The sequence below is a fragment of the endosymbiont of Lamellibrachia barhami genome (genome assembly GCF_011947365.2).
In the GTDB taxonomy this organism is placed as follows: Bacteria; Pseudomonadota; Gammaproteobacteria; order Chromatiales; family Chromatiaceae; genus QGON01.
Genome location: NZ_JAAVSH020000001.1, coordinates 4011422 through 4037238 on the forward strand (window position 1 = coordinate 4011422; position 25817 = coordinate 4037238).

Here is a 25817-nt window from a genome sequence, read left to right on the forward strand (position 1 = left end):
CAATTTATTGAACAGAGGAATCCGAAAAACCGATTGGTTATTCCCATTGACAGTAGACTCCATCACGTCGGGTTCAGGATTGCAGTTTCGCTTAGTTCAAAGATTTGATTCTTTCCCAATTATTATTTCTCCCTATCTAATCAGCGGTAGCTACGAAATCGACCTCAACAGATTGACCAACATCGGACGATCCACCACCCCTTCCGAGGTAGCCGTCAGGCGGTAGATCGCCACGATCATCCGTGCCTTCTTTTCCGCGGCCATTACCTGTCCGGAGGATTCCAGGAACTCATCGACGATCTCGATTGACGTGCGCAGGATTACCTCCTCGATCGATGCCTTAGTTGTCCGTCGTTCCCAGGCGATATCCCGCCACAGAATCAGTTCGTCCTCCGTAACCTGCTCGATGTCGGCGATCTTGCCGATTTCCAGGAGGCCGGCGTTGTACTCCTTCACGAATGTCTTGATGGCCGCGCGGGCCATGTCCGGCCGACGTTGTGCGTAACGTTCGAACTCCAGCACAACCGCCAGTTGTGCGGGCGTCATGAATTCATCCTGTCCGACACCCTCCTTTGTTTTTCACGGAGAGCCCGCCGAGTGGAGGTCGAGGCGGGGCGTTTGCAAAGAACGCAGACCGACACACTGGAGTGTCGCAATGGGCTACTGTTTTAAGCACATTCTGTTCTATCGTTACGGTCGCTGTCCGAAGTGCCTCGAATCGGAGGTTCGGGCTCTGCCCGCTGCCGCGAAGTATCAGCTGATCGGTCGCGAGAATGCACTTCTGGCAAATCCCTGGAAACTCAACCAGGATCAATTCGGTGTGTGTGGGTTGGCGACACCCGTATACCTGATCATGCGATCGGCTAAAGACAAGGCCCGCCAGCTCTTCGAAGCAACCTTCGCCGACGTGATCCCTGATTTTGCCAATACGAAGTTCCTCACCAGCAACTATGGTCCCCAGTCAGTCAAATTCAGATACCTGGCCCGAGGGTACCGGCTCAAGCAACGCGACTGGGAAAAGGAAAGGCCGAAGAAGCTGAAGCAGACAATGGAGCGGTACGAGCCGAAATTGAGACAAGTGTATTCGACCGAGCAGACACTCAACGTAGGTAGAGAGGAACTGAGGAAAAAAGTCGATGAACAACTGGGACAGTGGCACGGCGAACTCCTCGTGGATTACTGTTTGAGCCGGGCGTTGGGCTACATCATGAAAAACACGGCACCCAGCAGATATACCAGTGAGAAGATCAATTTCAACAGCGAATTCACCGATACCGGGAACTATCGTGATGTGACCCGGATGGGGCACCTGGCGTTGAGGACCAACAACGCAGCCTTCGTTTTGACCGAAATTCTTGGTGCCAAAGGTGTGCATATCGCCAAGCAGAAGATCGAGGCCTCCGTGCCATTGGCGCCGCCAGTCAGCGGTGTGACCGAAACGCAATTCGAAACCGTGGCCCGATTGCACAATTTGTTTCAAACTCACGCATCGGGACGCGGATCCTTCGCCATGGCGGCCGTGTACGCCGGACTCCTCAAGCAAAAGCAAGGTCTCATGGTCATCAAGAAAAGTGGTGGTGATGCGAGGTTCCCAAGGCTCTCCTATAACCACTGGGTCAATATCGAGAAATTCGATCTGACCACCAACAACGTCGAATTGCTGGTCTGGACCTGGGCGAAGTTTTGGCGGGTGCGCGTGGACAAAAACGTCTTTCTCTCATATATTCAGGATGTTATTTTCGGACATTTTTGAATATTGGCTATCTTTGGGGATCTCGCCCCAAGCTCTTTAGAAAACCCTCAGCGTGGTGGGCCGTCCAGGCATCTCCGAAAAAATGCCACCAGCGATCCTCCATGTGTGGAGATGGCTTGCCTGGAGTCATGGCCAGTTTCTGGCAAGATGAGCAGTTCCACTTGATCGTCCGGGCTGTTGGCATATATCTGCTGTGCATCCGCCAGCGGAACGCTCCTGTCTTCCTCTCCGTGTACCAGCAATATCGGACAGGTTGCCTGCTGGATGGTGTTGCAGGGGGCGATATCATCGAAGCTGGCCTTGATAGTGCGCTCAATATAACGCAGTAGGAGCCAGCCGATGGGCAGGTAGGGAATATGGTGTGATCGCATCTGTCTGCGCATCAGTGTTTCGGGGTGGGCAAAGGTGGAGAGACTCACCACACCAGCAAGATCCGGTCGGCGGGAGGCCACCAGGAGCGATGCGGCTGCTCCTACGGAATGGCCGAGGAGAAACAGCTGCTGTGGATCAATGTGCGGTTGGTCGCCTAGCCAGTCGAGCCCGTGTTCGAGATCTTCGGCGAAGCGTGGCATGGAAGAGAAGTTGTCAGCATCGCTGTTGCCGTGGTTGCGGGCGTCCAGCAGCAGGACCGCGTAACCTTCGCGGTGGAGTAGGGAGGCGAATGGCAGCATGTGCCCGGCGTTTCCGCCCCAGCCATGTATCACGGCTACTGCGGGGCCGTTATCAAGACCTTCCGGAAGTGGAATAAACCAGGCAAACAGGTGCTTGCCATTTGCTGTTGGGATGTGCGTGGTCTGGTAGGGCAGGTCCAGATCCGCCGGTGTTCTATGTTCTGGGACTCTCGGTGCGCGATAGGCGCGGCGAATCAGAAACGGCGCCAAGGCGCCCCCCGCCAATAAGGTGAGCACGATCAGGGTCAGGGTCAGGGTAGTCATTTCAGGTTGTCGTTCTCAATTTCATATGAGATCACTGCGGCAGAGCTGGCTTGGCGCATCCTCATTTCGAAGAGGTTGTGTTATGTCAGGCCACTCCCATGAGCACGGGAGATTTTAGCTGCATTTGTCCAAATGTCTAAAGTATTTCCTTTTCGCTGCCGATGACTTGGGCATCCATTACAAACAACAGGCACTCAGTGTCATGATGAAAAGTTTAAGCAACTGCCCTAAGCGCAATTAACGGGACAATTCAAATCATGCACAAATGAAAATGGCAGTCGGTGGCGATCACATCGTTTTCGTGGCGGTCAAAGTCGAATGACCTGGCCGCATTAGGATCAAGGTATCTGTATGATATCAAGCAGAAAATCGCATAAGGATGCGCTGATATACCCTTTCTGCATTGACTGTCACCTTTCTACACAGGTGCATTGGTAACTGGGTCGATGCATCTGTATTATAGAGCGGCTTGATGGGCAGGGCTGTGCCGGTAGCTGGCGAAAGAAACCGGCTGTTACAGAATGCTAACAGTGGCTGGTCATCCATCCCCGTGCTTACCTAACGAATCGGGTTGCGTTCTTTTTATGCAAGGATATATTTTCTCGCATCGATGAACGGAATCTGGAAATTAGGATATTAGAGACCTCTAGATACTCATGTCATGAAAGATTTAATCAATATCATCAAGAATCAGATTCGCTCCGCATGGCGGTATCGCTGGTATGCGATGATCGCAGCTTGGCTGATTGCTATTGCTGGCTGGGCTGCAGTTTTTGTCATGCCCGACAAGTATGAGGCGAATGCCAGAGTTTTTGTGGATACAGACTCGATCCTGCGTCCCCTCTTGAAAGGGCTGGCAGTGGAGACCAATCTCGCGCAACGGCTTCAGTTGATGACCCGTACGCTTTTGAGCCGGAAAAACCTTGAAAAGGTGATGCGCGAAACGGACATGGATCATGATGCTATATCCGTGACAGAGAAAGAGTACCTGCTTGAAAAGCTTAAAAGTGAGATTTCGATTGAGACTCAAAGGCGGCAGAATTTCTACACCATAGCCTATAGTGCGAATGATCCCTATGTTACGAAAAAAGTGGTGGAGACACTGCTGAATATCTTTGTGGAGTCGGCACTGGGCGATACGCGGGTTGAGTCGGATACGGCACAAAGGTTTCTGGAACAACAGATCAGGGAGTATGAATCCCGGCTTGTTGAGGCTGAGAATCGGCTGACCGATTTCAAAAGAAAGTATATCGACACCTTGCCAGGCCAGGATGGTGGTGTTTTTGCGAGACTGCAAGATGTGGGGGTTACGTTGCAGGATCTCAATCTGGAGCTGAAAGAGGCAAGGATTCGACGTGGCGAGTTGAGGCGCCAATACGAAGCCGCCGAGAGGGATGAGAGAAATCGCCGGGAGGCAGAGGGACGTTTGTCAATGGCTACGACCCCAGGTGAACAGCGTATTCTGGCCATGGAGACAAGGCTCGACGACCTTCTTCTGAGATACACTGAAGCCCATCCAGATGTTAAGGAGGCAAGGCAGACGATAGATGAGCTGAAGAAACAAGAGAGGGAATTACAGGAGAGTCGAGCTGCTGGCGACTCCAATGTCAATGTAACCTCGATCGCGGTGGAGGAGTTGAAACTGGCTTATCGCCAATCAGAAGTTACCTTAACCGGGATTCGCGTCAGAACGAACGAATATGAAAAGAGAATTAAAGCGCTGAGGGAGAAGCTGGATACCTTGCCACAGGTAGAGGCTGAACTGAAGAAGCTCAATCGGGATTACAGCATCAACAAAGAGACCTATGAGCAGTTGGTGCAGCGCCTGGAATCTGCCCGCATGTCGGAACAGGCAGACGAGGCGGGTGACAATGTAAAGTTCCGGATAATTGATCCACCTAAGGTTCCGTTGGTTCCCGCCGGCCCCAAGCGGGTGGTTTTCAGCGTGGTCATCCTGGTGTTGGCTCTCGCTGCCGGTGGGGGGCTGGCATTTCTTATCGCGCAGTTCAAACCCGTCTATTACGATACGACATTGCTCAGGAAAGGGACGGAAATACCTGTGCTTGGTCAGGTCTCCAGAGTCTGGACCAGTAGTGTGGCGATGAAGCGCAGGCTCGAAGTCAGTGCCTTTGTAACGGTTGGGGCGATGCTCGTGACTGTGTTCGTCGCTATCATGATCGTATACAGCATTGGTCTGCGTGGCGAGATTATTGCCCTCATTAAATAGATTGACGGCTATTAAGGAAGGTTTTCCCCAGGAAATTTCCTTCAAATACTTCGCCTGTCAATCTGAATCCTATGGTTCGTGTGAGTACCTTGTGCTCCTTCAACGTGATAATTACGGATTCAGCGCTCCTGTGGTGTTTCGCAGCAAGGCGCAGCGTGCAGGGAATGGCTATTTCCTTTCCATGAACGCAGACAAGCTCACTGAACCCGCAAGTATCACATTGAAGGAACACTAGAATGACAATAAAAATTTCTCTCGTGGCGCACAATGCCTATGGCGCTATATCAGGCGGGAGCGCCGGGCATGTGGGTGGCGTCGAGCGTCAGACCAGCATGATGGCTTTCTGGCTGCAGAAGAAGGGTTTCGACGTCTCGATCATTACCTGGGATGAGGGTCAGGAACAGGACTTTGTCATTGATGGTGTAAGGCTCATCAAGTTGTGCCGGAAGGACGAGGGTCTTCCCGGGATGCGTTTTTTTCATCCGCGCTGGAGCAGTCTCAATGCCGCACTCAAACGTGCTGATGCCGATGTCTACTATCAAAATGGCGCCGAGTATGTAACCGGTCAGGTTGCCTTGTGGTGTAAGCGGAACCGTAAGAAATTCATCTTCTCCTCTGCCAGTGACGCTGATTGTCAGCGAAATCTGCCCTGTCTGGATTCCTTCAGAGAGAAGTACCTCTACAAGAAAGGGTTGGAGTTGGCGGATCATTTGATTGTGCAGACTGAAAAACAGGCTGTGGCCCTGTTGGATGCTTTTGGCATGACGTCAACCGTATTGCCTATGCCCTGTCCCGACTTGTTGTCGGATGAACAACCGGCGCCAAAGGATTTTCATGAACGTAAAGGAGTAATCTGGGTTGGTCGGATAAGTGAGGAGAAACGCCTGGAGTTCCTGCTTGAAGTGGCGGCTAAAACTCCAGAAATCACCTACGATGTTCTGGGAAAACCCAACAGAGACTCCGAGTATGCGCGTAGTGTGCTCGATGCGGCGGAACAGGCGGAGAACGTCAATATTCGCGGCATGGTCGAGCGGGACAGAATTCGGGATTTCTATGCGAACGCCAGAATTCTATGTTGTACCTCCTCCTTTGAAGGTTTTCCCAATACCTTTATCGAGGCATGGAGCGAGGGACTGCCTATCGTCACAACCTTCGATCCTGATGATCTCGTGCAACGGAAGCAGTTGGGTTTTGCCGGTTCGGAGATATCAGATCTTGCCGGGAAAGCAGCTCATCTGCACAGTAATGAGGATGAGTGGACGCGGATGTCCCGGAACGCCCGGCAGTATTTCGTGGAAAATCACGAACTGGATGCTGCGATGGAGAGGTTTTCTGCTCTCTTCAGGGACGTTTGATATTCTCTAGAGCGAAGTGCCGGCCCGCTGAGGCCGATCAATCCGTTTTTTTACCTACATCAATGCCGCATACATGCCGGTAATCTTATTCATCGCGACGAGAATCTTGTCCAGTGAACGGATGACCAGAGAGGGGACAAAATTGCCGTCCTCCAGATTGTTGCCAAGGCTGAACAAATCCCATTGCTCCTTTACCCCCGTCAGTGCCTGATCAATCTCGGGTGTATTCTCGGGTGCCGTCCTTAACTGCAGCAGTGCGCTGTCGAAATCTGCTACCGCCTTTTTGTAATCGGATTCGTAGAGGGGTTGTTGGAATTTCCAGCTGCGCAGCATATATAGATTGGCCATGCGTTGGGATAGCATACGCTGGCGTCCGGCCATATTGACCAATTTTCCGGTGGACGTGCCGGAGGCGGTCTCGAGCAACACAACAATCCGGTGTGATGCATTCAGCAACTCCTCCCCGGCCTGACGTACTGCTTCGGCAGAGGCGCGGTTGGGTTTGCCTGCCGCGAGCTGGTGAAAAGGGGTCCAAAGTGTGGAGACCTGCGCTAATGCCTGGGTGACACTGCTGTTCACCTTGAATTTTTTCAACTCGGCAAGTTGCGCAGCAAAGAGATCAAGTGAAGCTTTGCGCTGTTTTTTGGCGATGCGATAGCGGATATCCTGGCCCATCTGGCAATAGGTCTTGATAATCCGTTGGGTCAGCATGCGCTGCCGGCCAGCCTTATTGATCGCCTTCCCCATGCTCAATTCGACGGCGGGTGCCTGTACCGGAATGAAGAGCAGCGCCAAGAGAACGAGCAGAATGGTCTTTGCCGATACACGACGCATGGAGAATACCCCTTAAGTTTTACTTCAAAAGTGCCAAGCTGATGAATGTAATTATTATCCTCGTTAAAATAACGGCTTGGGCAACAGCCGTAAAGGGAAAAACTGCGATTTTCCGTGGAGAGTGAAAATCTTTTTCTGTCTTTCGAGCCGGTGAACTGGTTTAGAGACCGGTTTGCTTTTTTTTGCTATATTAGTTCGTTTTTTATTGGCGGGGGAATGGCCTGATGTTTAACAAGAACATGCAAATCCAAGGGTATGACGATGAGTTGTGGTCGGCAATGCAGGCCGAAGAGACGCGCCAGGAAGAGCATATCGAGCTGATCGCCTCTGAAAACTATACCAGCCCCCGCGTAATGCAGGCTCAGGGTAGTGTGCTGACGAACAAATATGCCGAGGGCTATCCCTACAAACGCTACTATGGCGGCTGTGAGAATGTCGATGTTGCCGAGCAGTTGGCCATTGACCGCGCCAAGGCGCTGTTTGATGCGGACTACGCGAATGTCCAGCCTCACTCCGGTTCTCAAGCCAATGCGGCGGTTTATATGGCGCTCTGCCAGCCAGGCGACACCATACTTGGCATGAGCCTGGCTCATGGTGGCCATCTGACTCACGGCGCCAAGCCCAATTTCTCCGGCAAGCTTTACCATGCTGTGCAGTATGGTCTCAATACCGAGACCGGTGAGATCGACTATGAAGAGGTCGAACGTCTTGCCCGTGAGCACAAGCCAAAAATGATCATCGCTGGCTTTTCCGCCTACTCCCGCGTTGTCGATTGGCAGCGTTTCCGTGATATTTCCGATGAGGTGGGTGCCTATCTGTTCGTTGATATGGCGCATGTTGCGGGCTTGATTGCAGCCGGTCACTATCCGAGTCCGGTAAATATTGCCGATGTGACCACTACGACCACGCACAAAACCCTGCGAGGTCCCCGCGGCGGCCTGATTTTGGCAAAGGCCAACGCAGAGATTGAAAAGAAGCTGAATTCTCTGGTCTTTCCCGGCATTCAAGGTGGCCCCCTGATGCATGTGATTGCCGCCAAGGCCGTGGCCTTCAAGGAGGCGATGGAGCCTGAATTCAAGACCTATCAGGGACTGGTGATCAAAAATGCCCAGGCGATGGCCCAGGTTTTCATGGATCGCGGCTACGACGTGGTCTCCAAGGGTACCGATGACCATCTGTTTCTGGTCAGCTTCATCGAGGCGGGTCTGACCGGCAAGGATGTTGATGCCTGGCTGGGTGCTGCCAACATCACCGTCAACAAGAATGCAGTACCGAACGATCCTCAATCCCCCTTCGTAACTTCGGGCATTCGGGTCGGCACACCGGCCATCACCACCCGGGGTTTCGATGAGGCCGATGCCGCTGAACTTGCGGGCTGGATGTGCGACGTAATCGATAGCCGTGGAGATCAGGCGGTGATTGATGGGGTTAAAGAGAAGGCTCTGGCTATCTGCGCCAAATATCCGGTCTACGCTTGATATAATAGGGCCAAGGAGATAGGGCCGAGGGCCAAGGTTTGAATGAAGATGACATTGCGCAATATATTCCCTCGGCCCTCGGCCCTCGGCCCTTGGCCCTAGCCGATGCGCTGTCCTTTTTGCGGAGCGCAGGATACCAAGGTCATCGACTCCCGCCTGGCGGGAGATGGCGATCAGATTCGACGTCGTCGTCAGTGTGCAGTCTGCCAGGAACGGTTCACCACTTATGAAGCCGCCGAGCTGAACCTGCCCAGGGTCGTCAAGCACGACGGTAGCCGCACGCCCTTCGATGGCCGCAAACTGCGTTCCGGCATGATGCGGGCGCTGGAGAAGCGCCCGGTCAGTACCGAACAGGTGGAGGCGGCAATCAACCACATCACCCGCAAGTTAACGGCCAGTGGGGAACGAGAAGTCGCGTCGCTGCAAATCGGGGAGATGGTCATGGATGAACTGAAGACGCTGGACCAGGTTGCCTATGTGCGCTTCGCATCTGTCTACCGCAAATTTGAGGATGTTAACGCTTTCCGGGAGGAGATTGACCGCCTGGAGAGTCAACCCGGCCCCGAGGCGCGCAGACAGCAGATGGATCTTCTAAGTCGCGATAAAAAGGACAAATGAGTAGCGGCAGCGACCACGACTATATGGCCAGAGCGATTCGTCTGGCGGAGCGGGGACGTTATACCACCCACCCCAATCCCAGGGTTGGCTGTGTGTTGGTGAAGGGGGATGAGATTGTCGGTGAAGGCTACCATCGCCGTGCCGGAGAACCCCACGCCGAACGCAATGCCATCGCCATGGCGGGTGCGCGGGCCGAGGGATCGACGGCTTATGTCACACTGGAGCCCTGCTGCCACCATGGGCGTACCCCACCCTGTACAGAAGGACTGATCGAAGCGGGTGTCACGCGTGTTGTGGCGGCGATGGAAGATCCCAATCCCCAAGTGTCAGGGAAGGGTCTGGCGCAGTTACAGCAGGCCGGAATAACTGCTGAGGTGGGGCTGATGCGGCTCCAGGCCGAGGCGCTGAATCCGGGCTTTATCAAGCACATGCATTACGGCAAACCCTTCGTGCGCTGTAAGCTGGCCATGAGTCTGGATGGGCGTACGGCAATGGCCAGTGGTGAGAGCAAGTGGATCACTTCGTCTGCGGCGCGCCATGATGTGCATTTGCTGCGCGCCCGCAGTAGCGCAATTCTGACCGGCATCTCCACGGTACTTGCTGACGATGCATCGATGAATGTACGGCTGACTTCCCAGGAGTTGGGGCTGGACGAAGGGCTGCAGACGCCACATCCGGTGAGGGTCGTTTTGGATCCGCAGTTGGAGATGTCACCCGCTGCAAAGATGCTGGCTCTACCGGGGAAAACGCTGGTACTGGGCAGTGATGACCATCCCCGGCAGGCGGCCGCCCTGGAGGCTGCGGGAGCCGAGGTGGTGCTGGTGACGCCCCGGGACGATGTGCTGGACCTGACTGCAGTGATGGCGCAGCTCACAGCGCGGGAACTGCATGAGGTGATGCTTGAGTCAGGTGCTGTGCTGGCCGGTGCAATGCTGGAGCAGCAGTTGATCGACGAACTGGTGATCTATGTTGCGCCCCACATCATGGGAGATGGGGCGAGGGGACTCTTCCATCTGCCGGGTCTGAAGAAGATGGAGGATCGTCTAGAACTCGATATCACCGACTTGCGCCAAGTGGGCGAAGAGATCCGTATCACTGCCCGCCCGCTATATCGGGAATAGAATCTGAAGCCACACGGTAGGCCGGTTCAAGCGTAGCGGAACCGGCAATCCGTAGACTCTGAAATGCCCGATCCGCTGAGCTTGATCGGGCCTACAGTTTGAGCAAGATAGCGAAATCAATATGTTTACAGGCATCATTCAATCGGTCGGCACGCTTGCTGGTCAGGAGCCTAAGGGCGGAGACGTGCGCCTTTACATCCACACTGGTCAGTTGGATTTGGCTGACGTTGCGCTTGGCGACAGTATCGCCACCAACGGTGTCTGTCTGACAGTGGTCGAGTTGCCTGGGGATGGTTTTCTGGCGGATGTCTCCCGCGAGACACTTTCCTTGACTACACTCCACAACCTCAAATCGGGCAGCCCAGTGAATTTGGAGAAGGCCTTGACCCTGAACTCCCGTCTTGGCGGCCACCTGGTGAGCGGACATGTGGATGGCGTGGGGAAGGTGGTGGGTCGCCGGGAGGATGCCAGATCCATCCGTCTCGACATCGAGGCACCCAAGGCGTTGGCGAAATATATCGCCCACAAGGGTTCTATCTGTGTAGATGGCGCCAGCTTGACGGTGAACGGCATCGACGGTAGTCGCTTCGATCTCAATATCGTTCCTCATACCCTGCAGGAGACGACCCTCGAAGGGATTCAGGTGGGGCATGAAGTGAACCTGGAAGTCGACTTGATCGCCCGCTACCTCGAACGGCTGGTGCTCGGGGAGAAGGCGTCTGAATCAGCGGCATCAGGTGTCACCGAAGCGTTGTTGATGGAACGGGGGTTTATCCGCTAAAGGCTTAAACCTGGTCTGACAACGTTTGTTGTTAATCCCGCCTCTGTTACAATTATCTGTTCGCTTCGCCGATAATCAAGACTGGATATATGTCCCTAATACTACAGAAGAAATCACGTTTGTCTGAAACAGGAAGATGGTTGTCATCATGGATGATGAGGATCAGAGAACGAGGGCGATCTCATTATGGCTGCCGAGATCGCACTGAGCGGTCAATTTATGGCCCAAGCGGCCGTGGCCTGATTCGCCTTTACGCTCACCAAAGAGAGCGCAGCCAGTTACGCCTGCCCCTTGATGGTGCCTACTTGTCTATTTGTTGGTGGCACTACTCTACAGTCTCTATCGAGGCCGCCGAAGGGTGGACCACCGGAATCTCACGCAGATCGGGCCACCAATTATTTTGCCGCAGTGGCAGAGGACGCACAACCTCGTGATATCATAACCGGGACACATCTTCCGCTGATGGCGCAGCCTGGTGGTGCTGGTGCGTGCCGGCCATGCCTCGAAGCGGGTGATCTGGCCTGCATGGTGGGCTTACGCTTCCGTCATCGTGTGGAGACTCTCAACGATGACGGGACCAGGCGCGCCGGTCGGACCTTGAGAAGTTTGCACAAGAGCAATACGTAACTGAAACGTAGTACCCCGATCTGAAGATCATCTGTGTCTCAGAGTCTCCCCAGTCCGGGCAGAAGTTGTTTGCGGCCGGTGCCAGCAAGGTCATAGATCCCTACGAGATCAGCGGGCGTAAGGTGCATGAACTGATCGCCCGGCCGATGATCGTCGATATGCTCGAACACACGGTCTTCGGCAAACATCTCGACATTGCCGAGATCGAGATACCATTGGGCTCCTGTCTCTCAGGCAACCCTCTCAGCGCCCTGGATTTGGGCGGGCGCTATAATGTGGTTCTGATGGGGGTGGTGGATATCGAGATGAGTGACAGCCTTATCTTCAGCACCAGTGGCGTCGACCATAAACTGGATGCCGGGGATATGCTTGTGGTAATTGGCCCGGCGGTCGAGATCACCCGCCTGAAGGGTGATCTCGAAGAGGATAGAACAGACCAGTTATTGGGGGGCTGACAGGAGGTTTGCCAGGGTTGCTGATGCATTGCCTGTCTGTGCCTGCATCACCGTTTGCGGTGTCGTGCCCAAACGTTCCAGCACCTGATCCAACAGTGAACGTGCCTGCTCAGGTGTTTCCAGTGCGCCTTCCGGCCGGTTCTGTTCCAGCTCAAAAAGTTGGCGCGCCCCATCAATCTGTACATCGCTCGCCGTTGGCTCTGTATCTTGGACTCTTGCAGGAGTCTCTCCAGCTCCCCCCAGTCTATTCCAATCCATAAATGAGTCTGAAACAGGGTAGTTGAAAGTCAGTCAGAGAAGCCATTCAGCCGACTTTCTTATTCTGTTCAAAGATGGCCTTGAAGAGTTTACGTTTGGCCACGTTCATCTGTTTGGCTGCTTCATTGTCGCTGATAGCGAGTGCAATTGCATCCAGTTGCTTAAAGGTGATGCATGGCTTGAGTAAAGTGTCTGCCTTAGGCAGGGATTTGAGCTTGTCATAGGGGGTGTTCATCTCCTCGTAGGGATAACGTTTTTTCACCCTGCCCTTACTGTCGATGTGTGGAACAGGAAAGAGGCAGGGGCGGTGGAAATTGATGTAGGGATTAAAGTGTTGACGATGGAAGTCATTGAGCTGTGGAGCCCATCGACCGGGGATGTGGTCATAGCCCAGGTGTTTACGGATCACAGTGCCATTCTTTGACTCAGCCAGCGCATTATCATTGGAATGGCGTGGGCGTGATTTGGTGAACTCGATGGTCAGTTTATTGAGCAACTTTGCCACGGTCTGATTGATGTATTCCGAGCCGTTATCAGCATGAAAACCCAGAATGGGAAAGGGCAACGTCGCCATGATCTCTTTCAGTGCCGGGATCATGAAGCGTTCACTGATGCGCTCCACGGAAAAGACACACTGGAATTGAGTAACCTCGTCTACCGCATTGATATGATAGACCCCTTTGATACCGTCCAAATCCCCCTGATGGACGGTATCGACCCGCAGATAGCCCGGCTGTCCCTTGGGGTTTGGTTTGCGCCGCTCCCCAATCTGCGAACGGGTGGGACGCGTCTTGTCGAAGTGGCGTCGTTGGCGTTGGTAGCCGGTAGAATGACGCAGGTTGTAAAGGTGGGAAACCGAGATATGGGAGAGCTGTTCAAAACGCGCATCCCCATGGACACGGTACATCCGTTCACATAGCTTTTTCGCGGCTGCTCCGCAGGGTGTGCCATGCAGTTCATCGAGTTCTGCCAGCAGCAGGGCATCTTGGGTTGTGTAATAACGCTGGAAGCCAGTCACAGTGCGTTGGTGGCGTTGAATCTTTCCTGTCTTCCGGTACTGAGCTACCAGCCTGGTCACCGTTTGGCGTGAGTAGCCACTGACGTGCTCCAGATAGCGCAATACCACTCCACACTCACATCGGCTAAGGGAAAGGTATTTGAACCGCACCAAGGTTTTTCTGATCCACCGGTAGCGCTCGTCTTTACCCTCAATGGAAAACTCAATTTCCGTGGTCCCATTCAGGAAGGCACGGACATCGTCCAGGGTCTGAATCTTCTTGTCGTTCATATAAGTCACCATGGGTGACCATCATGAACAGGAACTCCCTCTTTTCAGACTCATTTCACGCTGGAATCGAGCCCTTCGTTCAGACTCATTTCATATTGGACAAGACTCAACGTTTGTTGTTAATCCCTCCTCTGTTACAATTATCTGTTCGCTTCGCCGATAATCAAGACTGGATATATGTCCCTTAATACTACAGAAGAAATCATTGCCGACCTGAAACAGGGGAAGATGGTTGTCATCATGGATGATGAGGATCGTGAGAACGAGGGCGATCTCATTATGGCTGCCGAGATCGTGACCCCGGATGCGGTCAATTTTATGGCCCGTTACGGCCGTGGCCTGATCTGCCTTACGCTCACCAAAGAGCGCTGCAGCCAGTTACGCCTGCCCCTGATGGTGCCCACTGACGATGAGCTGGCGGCGACCAATTTCACAGTCTCTATCGAGGCCGCCGAAGGGGTGACCACCGGAATCTCAGCCGCAGATCGGGCCACCACCATTTTGGCTGCAGTGGCAGAGGACGCACAACCTCAGGATATCGAGCAACCGGGACACATCTTTCCGCTGATGGCGCAGCCCGGTGGTGTGCTGGTGCGTGCCGGCCATACCGAAGCGGGGTGTGATCTGGCCCGCATGGCGGGCTTCTGCGCCGCTTCCGTCATCGTGGAGATTCTCAACGATGACGGGACCATGGCGCGCCGGTCGGACCTTGAGAAGTTTGCACAAGAGCACGATCTGAAAATCGGCACCATCGCCGATCTGATCCAGTATCGGGTGAAAAATGAGCATACGGTGGAGCGGGTCAGTGAATGTGCATTTCCCACCAAATATGGGAATTTTCGCTTGGTTGCCTATCAGGACATGGTGGATAACGAGTTGCATCTGGCGCTGGTGATGGGGCATCCGAAGCCGGATAAGCCGACACTGGTTCGTGTTCACATGCAGAACAGCCTGTGTGATTTGTTCAGTTCAACCGCTGGTGATTGTGGTTGGCCACTTGAAAATGCCATGAAGCAGGTGGGTAAAGCGGGGCAAGGCGTGATCGTGGTGCTGCGCAATCACGATACCGCCCGAGAGATCGTGCAGCGTATGATGGAACTGCAGCTGCAGAGGCCGCAAGGCGAGTCGTTCGTTAAACAGGACAACAGTAAGGAGCTACGCACCTACGGTGTCGGCGCGCAGATTCTCTCTGATCTTGGTGTGCGCAAGATGCGCGTGCTCAGTGCGCCGAAGAGTATCCACGGCCTCTCCGGCTTCGGCATGGAAGTGGTTGAATACGTCGATTGTGAATAACCAATAGCTGGAACGCGAGCGCGCGTTTTTGATAATAGATCTATTTTTTCAGGGTAAAGAACATGACCATCAAAACCATTGAAGGCGCACTGACGATTGAGAATGCGCGGTTCTGTGTAGTGGCTGCGCGTTTCAACAGCTTTGTTGTGGAGAGTCTGGTGGACGGGGCGATTGACACCCTGAAACGCCACGGCGCGTCTGAGGACGATATTACGCTGGTCAGACTGCCCGGCGCCTTTGAGATGCCGGTATTACTGGAGAAGATCGCCGCAAAGGGCGAATATGATGCCATCATCGCGCTGGGCGCAGTGATTCGTGGTGGCACCCCCCACTTTGAATATGTGGCCGGCGAGTGTGTGAAAGGGATGTCTCAGGTCAGCCTGAAACACGGCGTCCCCATCGCCTTCGGCGTATTGACGGTCGACACCATCGAACAGGCCATCGAGCGAGCAGGGACCAAGGCCGGCAACAAGGGTGCCGAAGCGACGCTCTCCGCTATCGAGATGGTGAATCTGCTGCGTCAGATCGAGGCATGAGCCGCAGCCGCAAACGCAGTCAGGCGCGCCGGCATGCGGTTCAGGCCGTCTACCAGTGGCAGATGGCCGGTCAGGATATCGGTTCCATCATCGACCAGTTTTTGGCGGAGCAGGATATCAAAAGCTTCGAGGTGGCCTATTTCCAGGATCTGCTGCGCGGTGTTCCCAGACATCTGACTGAGCTGGATGAACTGCTGAAGCCTGTCCTCGATCGCGCTATCGAAAGCGTCGATCCAGTGGAGCGGGCGGTGCTGCGCCTCGGTGTCTATGAATTAAACTACCACCCGGAGGTGCCCTATCGGGTGGTAATAAACGAATCGGTGGAGTTGGCCAAGGTGTTTGGGGCGGAGCAGGGCCACAGGTTCGTCAATGGTGTATTGGACAAAGTGGCCAGAGAGATTCGTAAGGTAGAGATGAAGGCTAAAAAGGCCTGAATTAGAACTCATCCTGCTGGCTGCCGAGTTTCGAATTGCCATACCTCAGTACCAGGATGGCAAATGTCAGCATCAATATTGCGCCGGTCAGAGTGAAAATGGTCTCGTTGGACATGGCCTTGATGTCGATGGTCAGCAGGCGCGTAAGCGCTGTGACGGCGATATAGATCAGGAACTGCACCGGCATGCGGCGGGTCTTGAAATAGATGCCGACCATCGCGCCCAGTTCCAGATAGATGAAGAGCAGCAGGATGTCCTTCAGTGTGGCGTGACCGTGAGAGATCATCTCCAGATAAACGGTTACACTCGACCAGATTACAGTGGCTCCGATCACGAACAGACCGATGGTGTGGAACAGTTCGACCATGAGGTCTCCTGCCTTCTCAATCTTGTTAAAATGTTCGTGTTCGCTCATCTTTGATACCTGTCACCATAATCCGCATACTTTAAACTGCGCAAGCTACACTGATATTGTCTCGATAGGCAAGCCTTCTTTCGTAATAAACCATTGAAAATTCATGGCCTTATCCGAATTTGATCTGATTCGACGCTATTTTTCCGAAGTGGTGGTCATGCGTGATGACGTGGTGCTCGGCATCGGCGATGACTGTGCCCTGTTGCGGTTGCCTCCAGATCATGAGCTGGCGGTCACTGTGGATACCCTGGTGTCCGGCGTGCATTTTTTCCCCGATGTGGATCCGGAAGCGTTAGGTCATAAGGTGCTGGCGGTCAATCTCAGTGATTTGGCGGCGATGGGGGCGCAACCTGCCTGGGTGACATTGGCCCTGACTCTACCCACAGCAGACAGCAACTGGCTGGCGGCATTCAGCAAGGGTTTTTCAGCGTTGGCGAAACGCTATGGTGTGCAACTCATTGGCGGAGACACTACCCGTGGGCCGCTCTCCATCACGGTTCAGGCCCAGGGTTTTTTGCCCTCTGGCAGTGCATTGACCCGATCCGGTGCTCATCTGGATGACCTGATCTGTGTCACCGGCAATCTTGGGGATGCCGGGCTCGCACTCTCCGCAAAGCAGGGACACAGGTTGCTGCAAACCTTTGACTTGCGTGATGTCCTACAACGGCTGGAACGTCCGGAACCCCGTGTTGGGATGGGGCTTGAGCTGCGTGAGCTTGCGACCGCCGCCATCGATATCTCTGACGGGCTCCTGGCCGACCTCGGACATATCCTGCAGGCTAGTGGGGTGGGTGGCAGATTGAATCTATCACAGCTCCCCATGACGCCACCGGTGGCAGCGGTTGTTGCTGAAACGGATGGATGGTCGCTGCCGTTGGCCGCCGGGGATGATTATGAACTCTGCTTCACCCTGCCTGCCGAAAGGCTGCATGAGGTGGAGGCGATCAGTGGTCGCCTGGCTTTGCCAGTATCAGTGGTCGGCCGCATTGAAGCGGACTCCGGACTGCGCTGCGAGCGGGAGGATGGTACCCTTTGGCAACCACCTGCCGCAGGATTTGATCATTTTGCCGATGTCTGACTCAACCGCCAACCCCGCCCCTAATCTGCGTAACCCGGTACATCTGTTGGCTTTCGGTTTTGGTAGCGGCGCCATGCCCTTTGCGCCGGGTACTTTCGGCACCCTGGTCGCAGTCCCGATCTATCTGTTGATGACCCCACTGGCACTGACCGCCTATTTGGTCACTGTGTCGCTGATGTTCGTGGTGGGGATCTGGCTCTGCGAGCGAACCTCCCGTGATCTCGGTGTACACGATCATGGCGGTATCGTTTGGGATGAGATTGTCGGGTATCTGATTACCATGATTATGGCGCCCGCAGGCTGGCAGTGGCTGCTGCTCGGGTTTGTACTGTTTCGCCTCTTCGATATTTTCAAGCCCTGGCCCATCAACTCCATCGACCGCAAGGTGGGCGGGGGACTGGGCATCATGCTGGATGATGTGGTGGCAGGTCTCTTCGCGCTGTTGGTGATGCAGTTGATCCGAATTTCGGGGCTTATCTGATGCTGAGACGGCTGGCCTTCCTGCTGATTGCCATACTGTTTCCTGTAGCCGCCATCGCGGTTGACAGGATTACTGTCGAGGCGCTTTTTTCCAACAAGGTAATGGTCACCATCGATGGTACCCGTCGTTTGTTGAAACTCGATCAGCCCTCGCCGGAGGGCGTGGTCTTGATCGACGCGGACAGCCGTGAGGCGGTGATAGAGGTGGATGGAGAGCGGCAGATATACCGACTCGGCAATCATGTCTCCAGCCAATTCAGCAAGCCGGAAACGACCACCGCCAGGATCCAGCGGGATCTGAACAACAGTTACTCGACGGTAGGCAGCATCAATGGCCGTAACGTGCGCTTTTTGGTCGATACGGGGGCGTCGGCGGTGGCCATGAATTCACGGGTTGCCAAGCGCCTTGGGGTCTCATATAAGCTGGATGGCAAGCGTATTTCGGTCAGCACGGCGTCCGGCATAACACCGGCCTATGAAGTGATGCTGGATCGGGTGCAGGTGGGGGATATCAGGCTGAACCAGGTACGAGGGTTTGTTATCGAAGGGGAGAGTCCACGACAGGTATTGTTGGGTATGAGTTTCCTCAGCCGGGTGAAGATGGAGGATCAGGGGGCGGTACTGCTGTTGCACAGCAAGTACTAACAGATAAATCTGAATGACAGATTTATGAGCTGTAGGCCCGATCAAGCTTGCGGATCGGGCGTATACTGCCGGTTCCGCAAGCTTGAACCGGCCTACGATTTGCTGGTAGCTAACTACCCGCCGCCTTATCCCGCTCGATCAGTGCATAGGCCGAGTGGTTGTGGATCGATTCGAAGTTCTCCGATTCAATGACATAGGCACTGATGCGATCCTCATTGTTTAGGCGCACCGCCACGTCCCTAACCATGTCCTCGACGAACTTTGGATTGTCGTAAGCGCGTTCGGTGACATGTTTCTCATCCGGTCGCTTGAGCAGTCCGAAGAGTTCGCAGGAGGCCTCCTGCTCGACCATGTCGATGATCTCCTCAATCCAGATAAATCCTCTGGTGCGTGCCTGTATCGTGACGTGAGAGCGCTGGTTGTGAGCGCCACGATCGGAGATCTTTTTCGAGCAGGGACAGAGGCTGGTGACTGGCACTACTACCTTGATGTCGATGTTGGCAACGCCTCTGTGGATCTCTCCAATCAGGGTGACATCGTAGTCGAGCAAGCTCTGTACATTGGAAACCGGCGCGGTTTTATTGATGAAGAAAGGGAAGCTCATCTCGATGTGACCCGACTCGGCTTCCAAGCGCTCCGCCATCTCCGTCAGCATGTCCTTGAAGGATTCAACGGTGATCTCGTAGTCGTGGCTGTTGAGGATCTCCACAAAACGGGACATGTGAGTGCCCTTGAAATTGTGGGGCAGGTTGACGTACATATTGAAGTTGGCAATGGTGTGCTGTTCGCCCTCACTGCGATCTTTGATGCGCACCGGGTGGCGGATATCCTTGATGCCCACCTTATCTATGGCGATTCTGCGGGTATCTTCGCTGCTCTGGACATCCGCAATCTGGGTGCCGGTGTGAGGGGTGTTTTCTGCCATGTCTGGGATCCTGCTTCGCCAACCTTGTGCGAAGTCATGCAAATACTGAGTCGGGAAGTCGGAGGATAGTCTGCCACCTTTTCAGGGACAACCGACAGAACCTCTGGTTTTTCCGTATATTCCTCATTGGGAAGACGGCCAGCGTAAAACGGCTAATTATCCCAAGCAGAAGGGAGGGGTGCAAGTTAATGATTTCGGCCGATGATGTAATCGGCGATCCAGCGTAACGGTGCAGCCTCTTCTCCAAAACCCTCCAGGCTCTGTAAGGCATTCTGTCGGAACTCCTCCGCTTTCTCGCGGGCACCTGTGAGGCCGAGTAGAGAAGGGTAGGTGGATTTGTTCTGGGCCTGGTCCTTGCCCTGGGTTTTTCCCAGGGTCTCGGTGTCGCCCTCCACATCCAGGATATCGTCCCGGATCTGAAATGCCAGCCCGATACATTTCGCAAAGTGGCTGAGTTTGCGGACTATTTCAGAATCGAGATCGGGATTCAATAGTGTGCCCATGCGGACGCTGGCGCAGATCAGCGCCCCCGTTTTGTGGATATGCAGATTTTCCAGTTCGGTAAGATTCAGCTCGCGTCCGGTCGCACCCAGATCCAGCGCCTGGCCACCGGCCATGCCTCTGGAACCGCTGGCACGGGCAAGTGTCTCCACCATCTTCAGCCGGGTTTCGGTATTCGCTTCCAGAGTGTTATCGGTGCAAAGGATCTGGAAGGCCAGAGTCTGCAGGGCATCGCCGACCAGGATAGCGGTGGCCTCGTCGAATGCTTTGTGGCAGGTGGGGCGCCCACGGCGCAGGTCATCGTCATCCATTGCCGGCAAATCGTCATGCACCAGTGAGTAGGCGTGGATCATCTCGATCGCACAGGCGGCGGTATCCAGTCGTTCCATCTTGACGCCGGTGGCCTGTCCCGCAGCGTAGACGAGTACCGGTCGGACACGTTTGCCTCCGCCCAGGGCGGCATAGCGCATTGCTTCATGCAGTAGTGTGGGCGTGGTGCCGGTCGTGGGCAAAGTGCGATCGAGGGCGTGCTCCACCCGTGCCTGGCAGAACTGCATAAAGTCCCTAAGATGGGTTTCACCCGTCATGCTGGAAAGGCTCCAATTCAGCGTCATTGGAATCGCCGGTCAACAGACGAACTTTCTGTTCCGCCGCGTCCAGCGCCTGCTGGCAGGTACGGGTCAGTTCCACCCCCCGTTCAAAGGATTTCAGTGACTCATCCAGGGATAAATCGCCCTGTTCCAGGGTCTCGACCAGGGATTCCAGCTCGCTCAGCGCCTCTTCCAGGGGCGGGCTCTTCTTTTTTCTCGGCACGGTTTGGCTCTATAACGGATGTCTGTGTGGATTGAATATCAACTATTAGACCACACGGTAAAGAGATAAAGCCAACCTATGCGGGATTGAAACCTCGCCACGGGCTATCGGGGTGTGTAAACTTCCTGGCTTCGTATATTTCCAAGTTTAAACTTGATTTACCCCAAAAGATTTTATGACAGGTAGCTACGACGCCTCCGATATTGAGGTTCTCAGCGGGCTTGAACCGGTGCGCAAACGCCCGGGAATGTATACCGACACAAGCCGTCCCAACCATTTGGCGCAGGAGGTCATAGATAACAGTGTCGATGAGGCGATTGTCGGTTTTGCCAAGTCAATCGAGATCACGCTGTTCAAAGATGGTTCCCTGCAGGTGCAGGATGATGGACGCGGCATGCCGGTTGATCTACACCCACAGCAGGGGTTGCCCGGTGTCGAGGTGATCCTGACCAAGCTGCACGCTGGCGGTAAGTTTTCCAATAAAAACTACCAGTTCTCAGGCGGTCTGCATGGGGTTGGTGTGTCGGTCGTGAACGCCCTCTCCCGACACCTTGAGATCTGGGTGAAGCGTGATGGCCAGGAGTACAACATGGCCTTTGCGGGGGGCACCAAGGTCTCTGATCTGGAACCAGTGGGTAAGGTTGGGCGCAACAATACCGGTACCCGTTTGCGTTTCTGGCCCGATGCCAAGTATTTTGACAGTCCACGCTTTTCTGTGCGCCTGCTGCGCCATGTGCTACGTGCCAAGGCGGTACTCTGCCCCGGTCTCCATGTTCGGTTCATCGATGAGAAGAGTGGTGAGCAGGAGGAGTGGTGCTATGAGGACGGTCTGCAGGATTACCTGCTGGATGCGCTTCTTGGTCAGACGCTGATTCCCAGTGAAGCCTTTGTCGGCAACATGGAGGCCAACACTGAAGCGGTTGCATGGGCCGTGGTCTGGTTGCCGGAAGGTGGTGAAGCGGTGACTGAGAGTTACGTCAATCTGATCCCCACCGCCCAGGGTGGTACCCACGTTAATGGTCTGCGCAGTGGTTTGACGGATGCGATCCGGGAGTTCTGCGAGTTCCGTAATCTGCTGCCAAGAGGTGTCAAGCTGACGCCGGATGATGTCTGGGCACGGGTCAGTTATGTGCTCTCAGCCAAACTGCTGGAGCCGCAGTTTTCCGGGCAAACCAAAGAGCGCCTCTCCTCCAGGGAGTGTGCTGCTTTTGTTTCCGGTGTGGTGAAGGATGCCTTCAGCCTCTGGCTGAATCAGCATACCGATCTTGGCGAAAGTATCGCTGAACTTGCGATCAACTCTGCACAGAGCCGGATGCGCGCCGGGCGCAAGGTGACCCGTAAGAAGGTGACTCAGGGACCGGCGCTGCCGGGGAAACTGGCAGACTGCAGTACGGCCGACCCTTCCCGCAGTGAACTCTTTCTGGTGGAGGGCGATTCAGCCGGTGGCTCCGCCAAACAGGCGAGGGATCGGGAATTCCAGGCGATCATGCCGCTGCGCGGAAAGATATTGAATACTTGGGAAGTTGATCCGGCGGAGGTTCTGGCCTCACAGGAGGTACACGATATCTCCGTGGCTATCGGAGTGGAACCCGGTAGCGATGATCTTTCCAAGCTCCGCTTCGACAAGGTCTGCATTCTTGCGGATGCGGACTCCGATGGTTTGCATATTGCCACACTGCTGTGCGCGCTGTTTCTGCGCCATTTCAGAAAGCTGGTTCAGGAGGGACACGTCTACGTGGCCATGCCTCCGCTCTATCGTATCGATGTTGGCAAAAAGGTCTATTATGCGTTGGACGATGACGAGAAGCAGGGTGTACTCGACAGGATCGAGGCGGAGAAGATACGCGGCAAGGTCAATGTGCAGCGCTTCAAAGGATTGGGTGAGATGAACCCCCTGCAGCTGCGGGAGACCACGATCCACCCGGATACCCGTCGCCTGGTGCGCCTGACCATTGAGTCAGGAGATAATACCGACAGGATAATGGATATGATGTTGGCAAAGAAGCGCGCGCCTGATCGTAAGCGTTGGTTGCAGAAGAAAGGGGACTTGGCTGAAGTCTGAGTGACTCGGGTTTTGTTGGATTTTGAACTGTTTGAGGGTGCTCCCCGGATATTGAATATGTATAAACAGGGTCTTTCACTGATTGTCCTGACAGTTGTTCTGATGTCGTCGGTCGTTATTGCCGCGCCGGCAGATAATGAGCGTTTATCCAGCAACGGTGTAACGAAAACAGAGTTGTTGGATACGGCCGATCTGCGCCAGCTGCAGAGTCAGCTTGATCAAGTAAGGAAATTGGCCCCGTCATTACGGGTTCAGCTACGAAATCTACGTCATCAGGCAGGTTTCAGACGGTTCGATCCTTTTGAGATCGAGCTTCATATGAGCCGCGCCCAGAGCGGCATCGAACGTCTGCTTCGTCTCCACCAGCGCCCGACAGCCTCCTCTATGCAGATCCATTTTATTGCAGTGGATCTGCAGCGGCAATCTGTGGGACTGACACGTCAGCTGGAAAAAGTGGAAATAGTGATTGAAAGGATTGATGAGTCGCTGGATGAAGATATCAAGCAGGAGAGTGTGGTCATTGAAAGGAATGAGAAGTTTCTGGATACGCTCACTTTATTTGCCGAAACTGTTCAGGATGCCTCAAAGCTGATCGGGCAAAGAAGCGAATAGTGGCCGATTCGCTTTAGCCACTCAATCTATACCGAAATCGGAAGTCATCATGCAGCGTATCTTCCTATTGGGCGTCATTGTGTTGTTGAGCGGCTTGCTGATATGGGTGGCGCTGTTCTGGGCTCCTCAGTCTGACAGTGTGCCCAGTCACGAACAACTCTCCATCTCCGCAACACCCGTTGGCGGCAATTTTGCGCTTGAATCACATCTGGGGCCTGTATCGCTGAACGATTATCGGGGTAAGGTTGTCATCCTCTATTTTGGCTATACCTGGTGCCCGGATATCTGCCCGACGAGTCTGGGTTTTCTCAGCATGGCCCTGAACGAACTGACTGAGGATGAGCTTGCCGGGGTACAGCCGCTGTTCATCAGCGTCGATCCCAAGCGCGATTCACTGGAGCGGCTCAGGGTGTATGGGGAGTACTTCCATCCAAGCATTTTAGGTGTCACAGGTTTGCCGGAAGCCGTGGAGGAGGCCGCAGAGAAATATGGCGCAGCCTATAGCATCGTAGAACAGCTCACTGAATCCAATTATGTGGTGGATCACTCGGCGGATACTTACTTTATCGACCGGGAGGGAGAGCTGACGAAAGTGATGCCTCATGGTACACCACCCGAAGAGATGTTGGCCCTGATGAGACGAATGCTGTCAGAAGGGGCGGCGAATCAATAGGCCGGTTCAAATAGAGTGGAACCGGCACTTCCTAGTGCCTGATCCGCTGCGCTTGATCAGGCCTACTGATCCTGTTCTGGATTATTCGAAAGAGAGTCCGAAGCCAGTGGCTTCAAGATAGTCCGCTTCCTGTTTTAACTCGGCGTGGGTCAGTGGATGAGACTCCAGCCAGCCTTGCGGGAACTCCAACAGCAGATGATTTCCCTCGACCTCCAACAGGGCGTGCGGCTTGGTTACCGCTGAGCGGCTGCGATGCAGCAATACTGCAAGACGCAGCAGAATGCAAAGCTGTTTTGTACAGTGCACCACATCCTTGGGTAGCGCCTCGAAGGTGGAGGAGGGGAATTTGCGCCGGTGTCCCCGCACCAGCGCGGCAATCACACACTGCTCCTGCCGGGTAAATCCCGACATGTCGGAGTTTTCCAGCAGATAGGCGCCGTGCTTGTTGAACTGGCTGTGGGAGACGGTGAGACCGATCTCATGCACAAGTGCGGCCCAACTCAGCATGTTGGAGTAGCTGGGATCGCCCATCTTCCAGGCTTTGATGACTTGGTTGAAGAAGGCCAGGGCAGTGGCTTCGACACGCGCTGCCTGGTCGGCGTCTATATTGTAGCGTTTGGATAGAGATTTGATGGTGCGTTCGCGGGTGTCTTCGTGACGGCTGCGGCCGACCATGTCGTAGATCAATCCCTCTCGCAGCGCCTCGTCGGAGACCTGCATCTGCTCAATGCCGATATGGCGAAAGACTGCCAGGAGGACCGCGACGCCACCAGAGAAGACAGGTTTCCGTTCCGCTGACAGTCCTTTCAGGTTGAGTGCTTCTACGCTGCCCGCAGCAATCATCGCCTTTTGCAGTTTTTCCAGGGATCTTAGAGTGATGCCCTGCTCACTCCAACCCTCTTCCAGAACCACTTTTTGGATCGCTTTGATGGTGCCGGAACTGCCGATGGCGAGAGCCCAGTTACCGTCGCGAAACCAGGCGCGTACAGGACGGATCTCGATGGCGCAGGCAAGCTCTGCCTTTTTCATCGCCTTAGCGGTGATATTACCGTCTTTGAAAAATCCCCTGCTTATGCTGACGCAGCCCATGTGCAGGCTCTCGCGCTGGCGGGTGGTGAAGCCTTCGCCGATGATGAGTTCAGTACTGCCACCACCGATATCCACCACCAGACGGCGTTCATCCCCTGCGGCAAGGCCGTAAGCCACGCCGAGATAGATCAGGCGGGCCTCTTCGCGACCGGCAATGACCTCGATGGGATGGCCCAGCGCCTGCTGGGCGGTCTCCAGGAAATTGTCTGCTGAACTTATCTGGCGTAGGGTGTTGGTGCCGACGGCGCGGACATTTTTAGAAGGGATAGAACCCAATCGCTGGCCGAATCGCTCAAGGCAGGCGATGGCCCTTTCTGCCACCTCGGGTTTAAGCTGTTTGGTTTTGGTCAAACCTTCGCCAAGTCGCACCATCTCCCGTAATTTGTCGATGATCTGCAGATGGCCGTCGGTAACGCGGACGACAATCAGGTGGAAGCTGTTGGAGCCCAAATCGATGGCAGCAACAGTTTCCTGGAGGCCTGTGGTTGGTGGCGTATTGTCCTGCATGATCTGACCATCTCCGGTGTGAAG

At 54.5% G+C, this 25817-nt stretch carries 27 protein-coding genes; 17 read left to right on the forward strand and 10 right to left on the reverse strand.

What is annotated here, in order from left to right; genetic code table 11:
• Positions 1 to 150: 150 nt before the first annotated feature.
• Positions 151 to 546 carry a hypothetical protein gene (locus G9Q73_RS18360; protein WP_177421068.1) on the reverse strand — a complete coding sequence of 132 codons (396 nt, stop codon included), beginning with the start codon at positions 544 to 546 and terminating at the stop codon, positions 151 to 153.
• Between the two features lie 283 nt (positions 547 to 829).
• Between G9Q73_RS18360 and G9Q73_RS18365 the strand changes: the two genes are divergently transcribed.
• On the forward strand, positions 830 to 1753 hold the full coding sequence (locus G9Q73_RS18365; protein ID WP_218649984.1) for a hypothetical protein: 924 nt from the start codon (positions 830 to 832) through the stop codon (positions 1751 to 1753).
• Positions 1754 to 1800: 47 nt separating this feature from the next.
• On the opposite strand, the gene G9Q73_RS18370 is transcribed toward G9Q73_RS18365, so the two are convergent.
• Positions 1801 to 2688, reverse strand: a complete 888-nt coding sequence (locus G9Q73_RS18370) for an alpha/beta hydrolase (protein ID WP_177421070.1) — start codon at positions 2686 to 2688, stop codon at positions 1801 to 1803.
• A 661-nt stretch (positions 2689 to 3349) separates the two neighbouring features.
• Between G9Q73_RS18370 and G9Q73_RS18375 the strand changes: the two genes are divergently transcribed.
• Both G9Q73_RS18375 and G9Q73_RS18380 read left to right on the forward strand, forming a co-directional pair.
• Positions 3350 to 4915: an XrtA system polysaccharide chain length determinant gene (locus tag G9Q73_RS18375; protein WP_177421071.1), complete on the forward strand. Its 1566-nt coding sequence runs from the start codon at positions 3350 to 3352 to the stop codon at positions 4913 to 4915.
• 236 nt (positions 4916 to 5151) lie between these two features.
• Positions 5152 to 6270 carry a glycosyltransferase family 4 protein gene (locus G9Q73_RS18380; protein WP_177421072.1) on the forward strand — a complete coding sequence of 373 codons (1119 nt, stop codon included), beginning with the start codon at positions 5152 to 5154 and terminating at the stop codon, positions 6268 to 6270.
• 54 nt (positions 6271 to 6324) lie between these two features.
• On the opposite strand, the gene G9Q73_RS18385 is transcribed toward G9Q73_RS18380, so the two are convergent.
• Positions 6325 to 7104 (reverse strand): type IV pili methyl-accepting chemotaxis transducer N-terminal domain-containing protein, encoded by a 780-nt coding sequence (locus G9Q73_RS18385; protein ID WP_177421073.1) that lies wholly within the window; start codon positions 7102 to 7104, stop codon positions 6325 to 6327.
• 224 nt (positions 7105 to 7328) lie between these two features.
• On the opposite strand from G9Q73_RS18385, the gene glyA reads away from it, so the two are divergent.
• The 5 genes from glyA to G9Q73_RS18410 all read left to right on the forward strand — a co-directional run bounded on the left by glyA (position 7329) and on the right by G9Q73_RS18410 (position 12184).
• Positions 7329 to 8582 (forward strand): serine hydroxymethyltransferase, encoded by a 1254-nt coding sequence (gene glyA, locus G9Q73_RS18390; protein ID WP_177421074.1) that lies wholly within the window; start codon positions 7329 to 7331, stop codon positions 8580 to 8582.
• A gap of 105 nt (positions 8583 to 8687) precedes the next feature.
• A complete protein-coding gene (gene nrdR, locus G9Q73_RS18395) occupies positions 8688 to 9200 on the forward strand; it encodes a transcriptional regulator NrdR (protein ID WP_177421075.1) in 513 nt (170 codons plus the stop codon).
• On the forward strand, positions 9197 to 10321 hold the full coding sequence (gene ribD, locus G9Q73_RS18400) for a bifunctional diaminohydroxyphosphoribosylaminopyrimidine deaminase/5-amino-6-(5-phosphoribosylamino)uracil reductase RibD (protein ID WP_177421076.1): 1125 nt from the start codon (positions 9197 to 9199) through the stop codon (positions 10319 to 10321). The genes nrdR and ribD overlap by 4 nt, the downstream gene beginning before the upstream one ends.
• Positions 10322 to 10442: 121 nt before the next feature.
• Complete coding sequence (locus G9Q73_RS18405) at positions 10443 to 11102, forward strand: riboflavin synthase (protein ID WP_177421077.1); 660 nt, start codon at positions 10443 to 10445, stop codon at positions 11100 to 11102.
• 692 nt (positions 11103 to 11794) lie between these two features.
• On the forward strand, positions 11795 to 12184 hold the full coding sequence (locus tag G9Q73_RS18410) for a potassium channel family protein (RefSeq protein ID WP_177421078.1): 390 nt from the start codon (positions 11795 to 11797) through the stop codon (positions 12182 to 12184).
• Here the strand turns inward: G9Q73_RS18410 and G9Q73_RS18415 are convergent.
• Both G9Q73_RS18415 and G9Q73_RS18420 read right to left on the reverse strand, forming a co-directional pair.
• Positions 12170 to 12442, reverse strand: coding sequence for a hypothetical protein (locus G9Q73_RS18415; RefSeq protein ID WP_177421079.1), 273 nt, complete (start codon positions 12440 to 12442; stop codon positions 12170 to 12172). The two genes, G9Q73_RS18410 and G9Q73_RS18415, sit on opposite strands and share 15 nt — an antisense overlap.
• Positions 12443 to 12488: 46 nt before the next feature.
• Positions 12489 to 13730: an integrase gene (locus tag G9Q73_RS18420; protein WP_246345391.1), complete on the reverse strand. Its 1242-nt coding sequence runs from the start codon at positions 13728 to 13730 to the stop codon at positions 12489 to 12491.
• Between the two features lie 177 nt (positions 13731 to 13907).
• Here G9Q73_RS18420 and ribBA point away from each other — a divergent pair, with 177 nt between their 5' ends.
• The 3 genes from ribBA to nusB all read left to right on the forward strand — a co-directional run bounded on the left by ribBA (position 13908) and on the right by nusB (position 15993).
• Positions 13908 to 15023: a bifunctional 3,4-dihydroxy-2-butanone-4-phosphate synthase/GTP cyclohydrolase II gene (gene ribBA, locus G9Q73_RS18425; protein ID WP_177421081.1), complete on the forward strand. Its 1116-nt coding sequence runs from the start codon at positions 13908 to 13910 to the stop codon at positions 15021 to 15023.
• 62 nt (positions 15024 to 15085) lie between these two features.
• The gene (ribH, locus tag G9Q73_RS18430; RefSeq protein ID WP_177421082.1) at positions 15086 to 15559 is read left to right on the forward strand and encodes a 6,7-dimethyl-8-ribityllumazine synthase; all 474 of its coding nucleotides are present in this window, start codon (positions 15086 to 15088) and stop codon (positions 15557 to 15559) included.
• Entirely contained in the window at positions 15556 to 15993 is a 438-nt protein-coding gene (gene nusB, locus G9Q73_RS18435; protein WP_177421083.1) for a transcription antitermination factor NusB, read from the forward strand. The genes ribH and nusB overlap by 4 nt, the downstream gene beginning before the upstream one ends.
• Before the next feature lies 1 nt (position 15994).
• On the opposite strand, the gene G9Q73_RS18440 is transcribed toward nusB, so the two are convergent.
• Positions 15995 to 16408, reverse strand: coding sequence for a phosphate-starvation-inducible protein PsiE (locus G9Q73_RS18440; protein ID WP_177421084.1), 414 nt, complete (start codon positions 16406 to 16408; stop codon positions 15995 to 15997).
• Positions 16409 to 16511: 103 nt separating this feature from the next.
• Between G9Q73_RS18440 and thiL the strand changes: the two genes are divergently transcribed.
• Genes thiL through G9Q73_RS18455 form a run of 3 tightly spaced genes read left to right on the forward strand, consistent with a single transcriptional unit; the run spans position 16512 to position 18611 of the window.
• Positions 16512 to 17486 carry a thiamine-phosphate kinase gene (gene thiL, locus G9Q73_RS18445; RefSeq protein WP_177421085.1) on the forward strand — a complete coding sequence of 325 codons (975 nt, stop codon included), beginning with the start codon at positions 16512 to 16514 and terminating at the stop codon, positions 17484 to 17486.
• On the forward strand, positions 17479 to 17967 hold the full coding sequence (locus G9Q73_RS18450; RefSeq protein ID WP_177421086.1) for a phosphatidylglycerophosphatase A family protein: 489 nt from the start codon (positions 17479 to 17481) through the stop codon (positions 17965 to 17967). Before thiL ends, G9Q73_RS18450 begins: the two co-directional genes overlap by 8 nt.
• Positions 17967 to 18611 (forward strand): retropepsin-like aspartic protease family protein, encoded by a 645-nt coding sequence (locus G9Q73_RS18455; protein WP_177421087.1) that lies wholly within the window; start codon positions 17967 to 17969, stop codon positions 18609 to 18611. The genes G9Q73_RS18450 and G9Q73_RS18455 overlap by 1 nt, the downstream gene beginning before the upstream one ends.
• Positions 18612 to 18720: 109 nt before the next feature.
• Here the strand turns inward: G9Q73_RS18455 and folE2 are convergent, their stop codons facing one another.
• From folE2 to G9Q73_RS18470, 3 genes are all read right to left on the reverse strand, one after another.
• Complete coding sequence (folE2, locus tag G9Q73_RS18460; RefSeq protein ID WP_177421088.1) at positions 18721 to 19536, reverse strand: GTP cyclohydrolase FolE2; 816 nt, start codon at positions 19534 to 19536, stop codon at positions 18721 to 18723.
• 185 nt (positions 19537 to 19721) lie between these two features.
• On the reverse strand, positions 19722 to 20624 hold the full coding sequence (gene ispA / locus G9Q73_RS18465; protein ID WP_177421089.1) for a (2E,6E)-farnesyl diphosphate synthase: 903 nt from the start codon (positions 20622 to 20624) through the stop codon (positions 19722 to 19724).
• On the reverse strand, positions 20614 to 20850 hold the full coding sequence (locus G9Q73_RS18470) for an exodeoxyribonuclease VII small subunit (RefSeq protein ID WP_177421090.1): 237 nt from the start codon (positions 20848 to 20850) through the stop codon (positions 20614 to 20616). The genes ispA and G9Q73_RS18470 overlap by 11 nt, the downstream gene beginning before the upstream one ends.
• A gap of 175 nt (positions 20851 to 21025) precedes the next feature.
• On the opposite strand from G9Q73_RS18470, the gene parE reads away from it, so the two are divergent.
• Genes parE through G9Q73_RS18485 form a run of 3 tightly spaced genes read left to right on the forward strand, consistent with a single transcriptional unit; the run spans position 21026 to position 24197 of the window.
• Positions 21026 to 22912 (forward strand): DNA topoisomerase IV subunit B, encoded by a 1887-nt coding sequence (parE, locus tag G9Q73_RS18475; RefSeq protein WP_177421091.1) that lies wholly within the window; start codon positions 21026 to 21028, stop codon positions 22910 to 22912.
• Between the two features lie 57 nt (positions 22913 to 22969).
• Positions 22970 to 23524 carry a hypothetical protein gene (locus G9Q73_RS18480; RefSeq protein WP_177421092.1) on the forward strand — a complete coding sequence of 185 codons (555 nt, stop codon included), beginning with the start codon at positions 22970 to 22972 and terminating at the stop codon, positions 23522 to 23524.
• Positions 23525 to 23573: 49 nt separating this feature from the next.
• Complete coding sequence (locus G9Q73_RS18485; protein WP_177421093.1) at positions 23574 to 24197, forward strand: SCO family protein; 624 nt, start codon at positions 23574 to 23576, stop codon at positions 24195 to 24197.
• Positions 24198 to 24278: 81 nt separating this feature from the next.
• Here G9Q73_RS18485 and ppx read toward each other — a convergent pair whose 3' ends face one another.
• On the reverse strand, positions 24279 to 25793 hold the full coding sequence (ppx, locus tag G9Q73_RS18490) for an exopolyphosphatase (RefSeq protein ID WP_177421094.1): 1515 nt from the start codon (positions 25791 to 25793) through the stop codon (positions 24279 to 24281).
• Positions 25794 to 25817 lie beyond the last annotated feature (24 nt).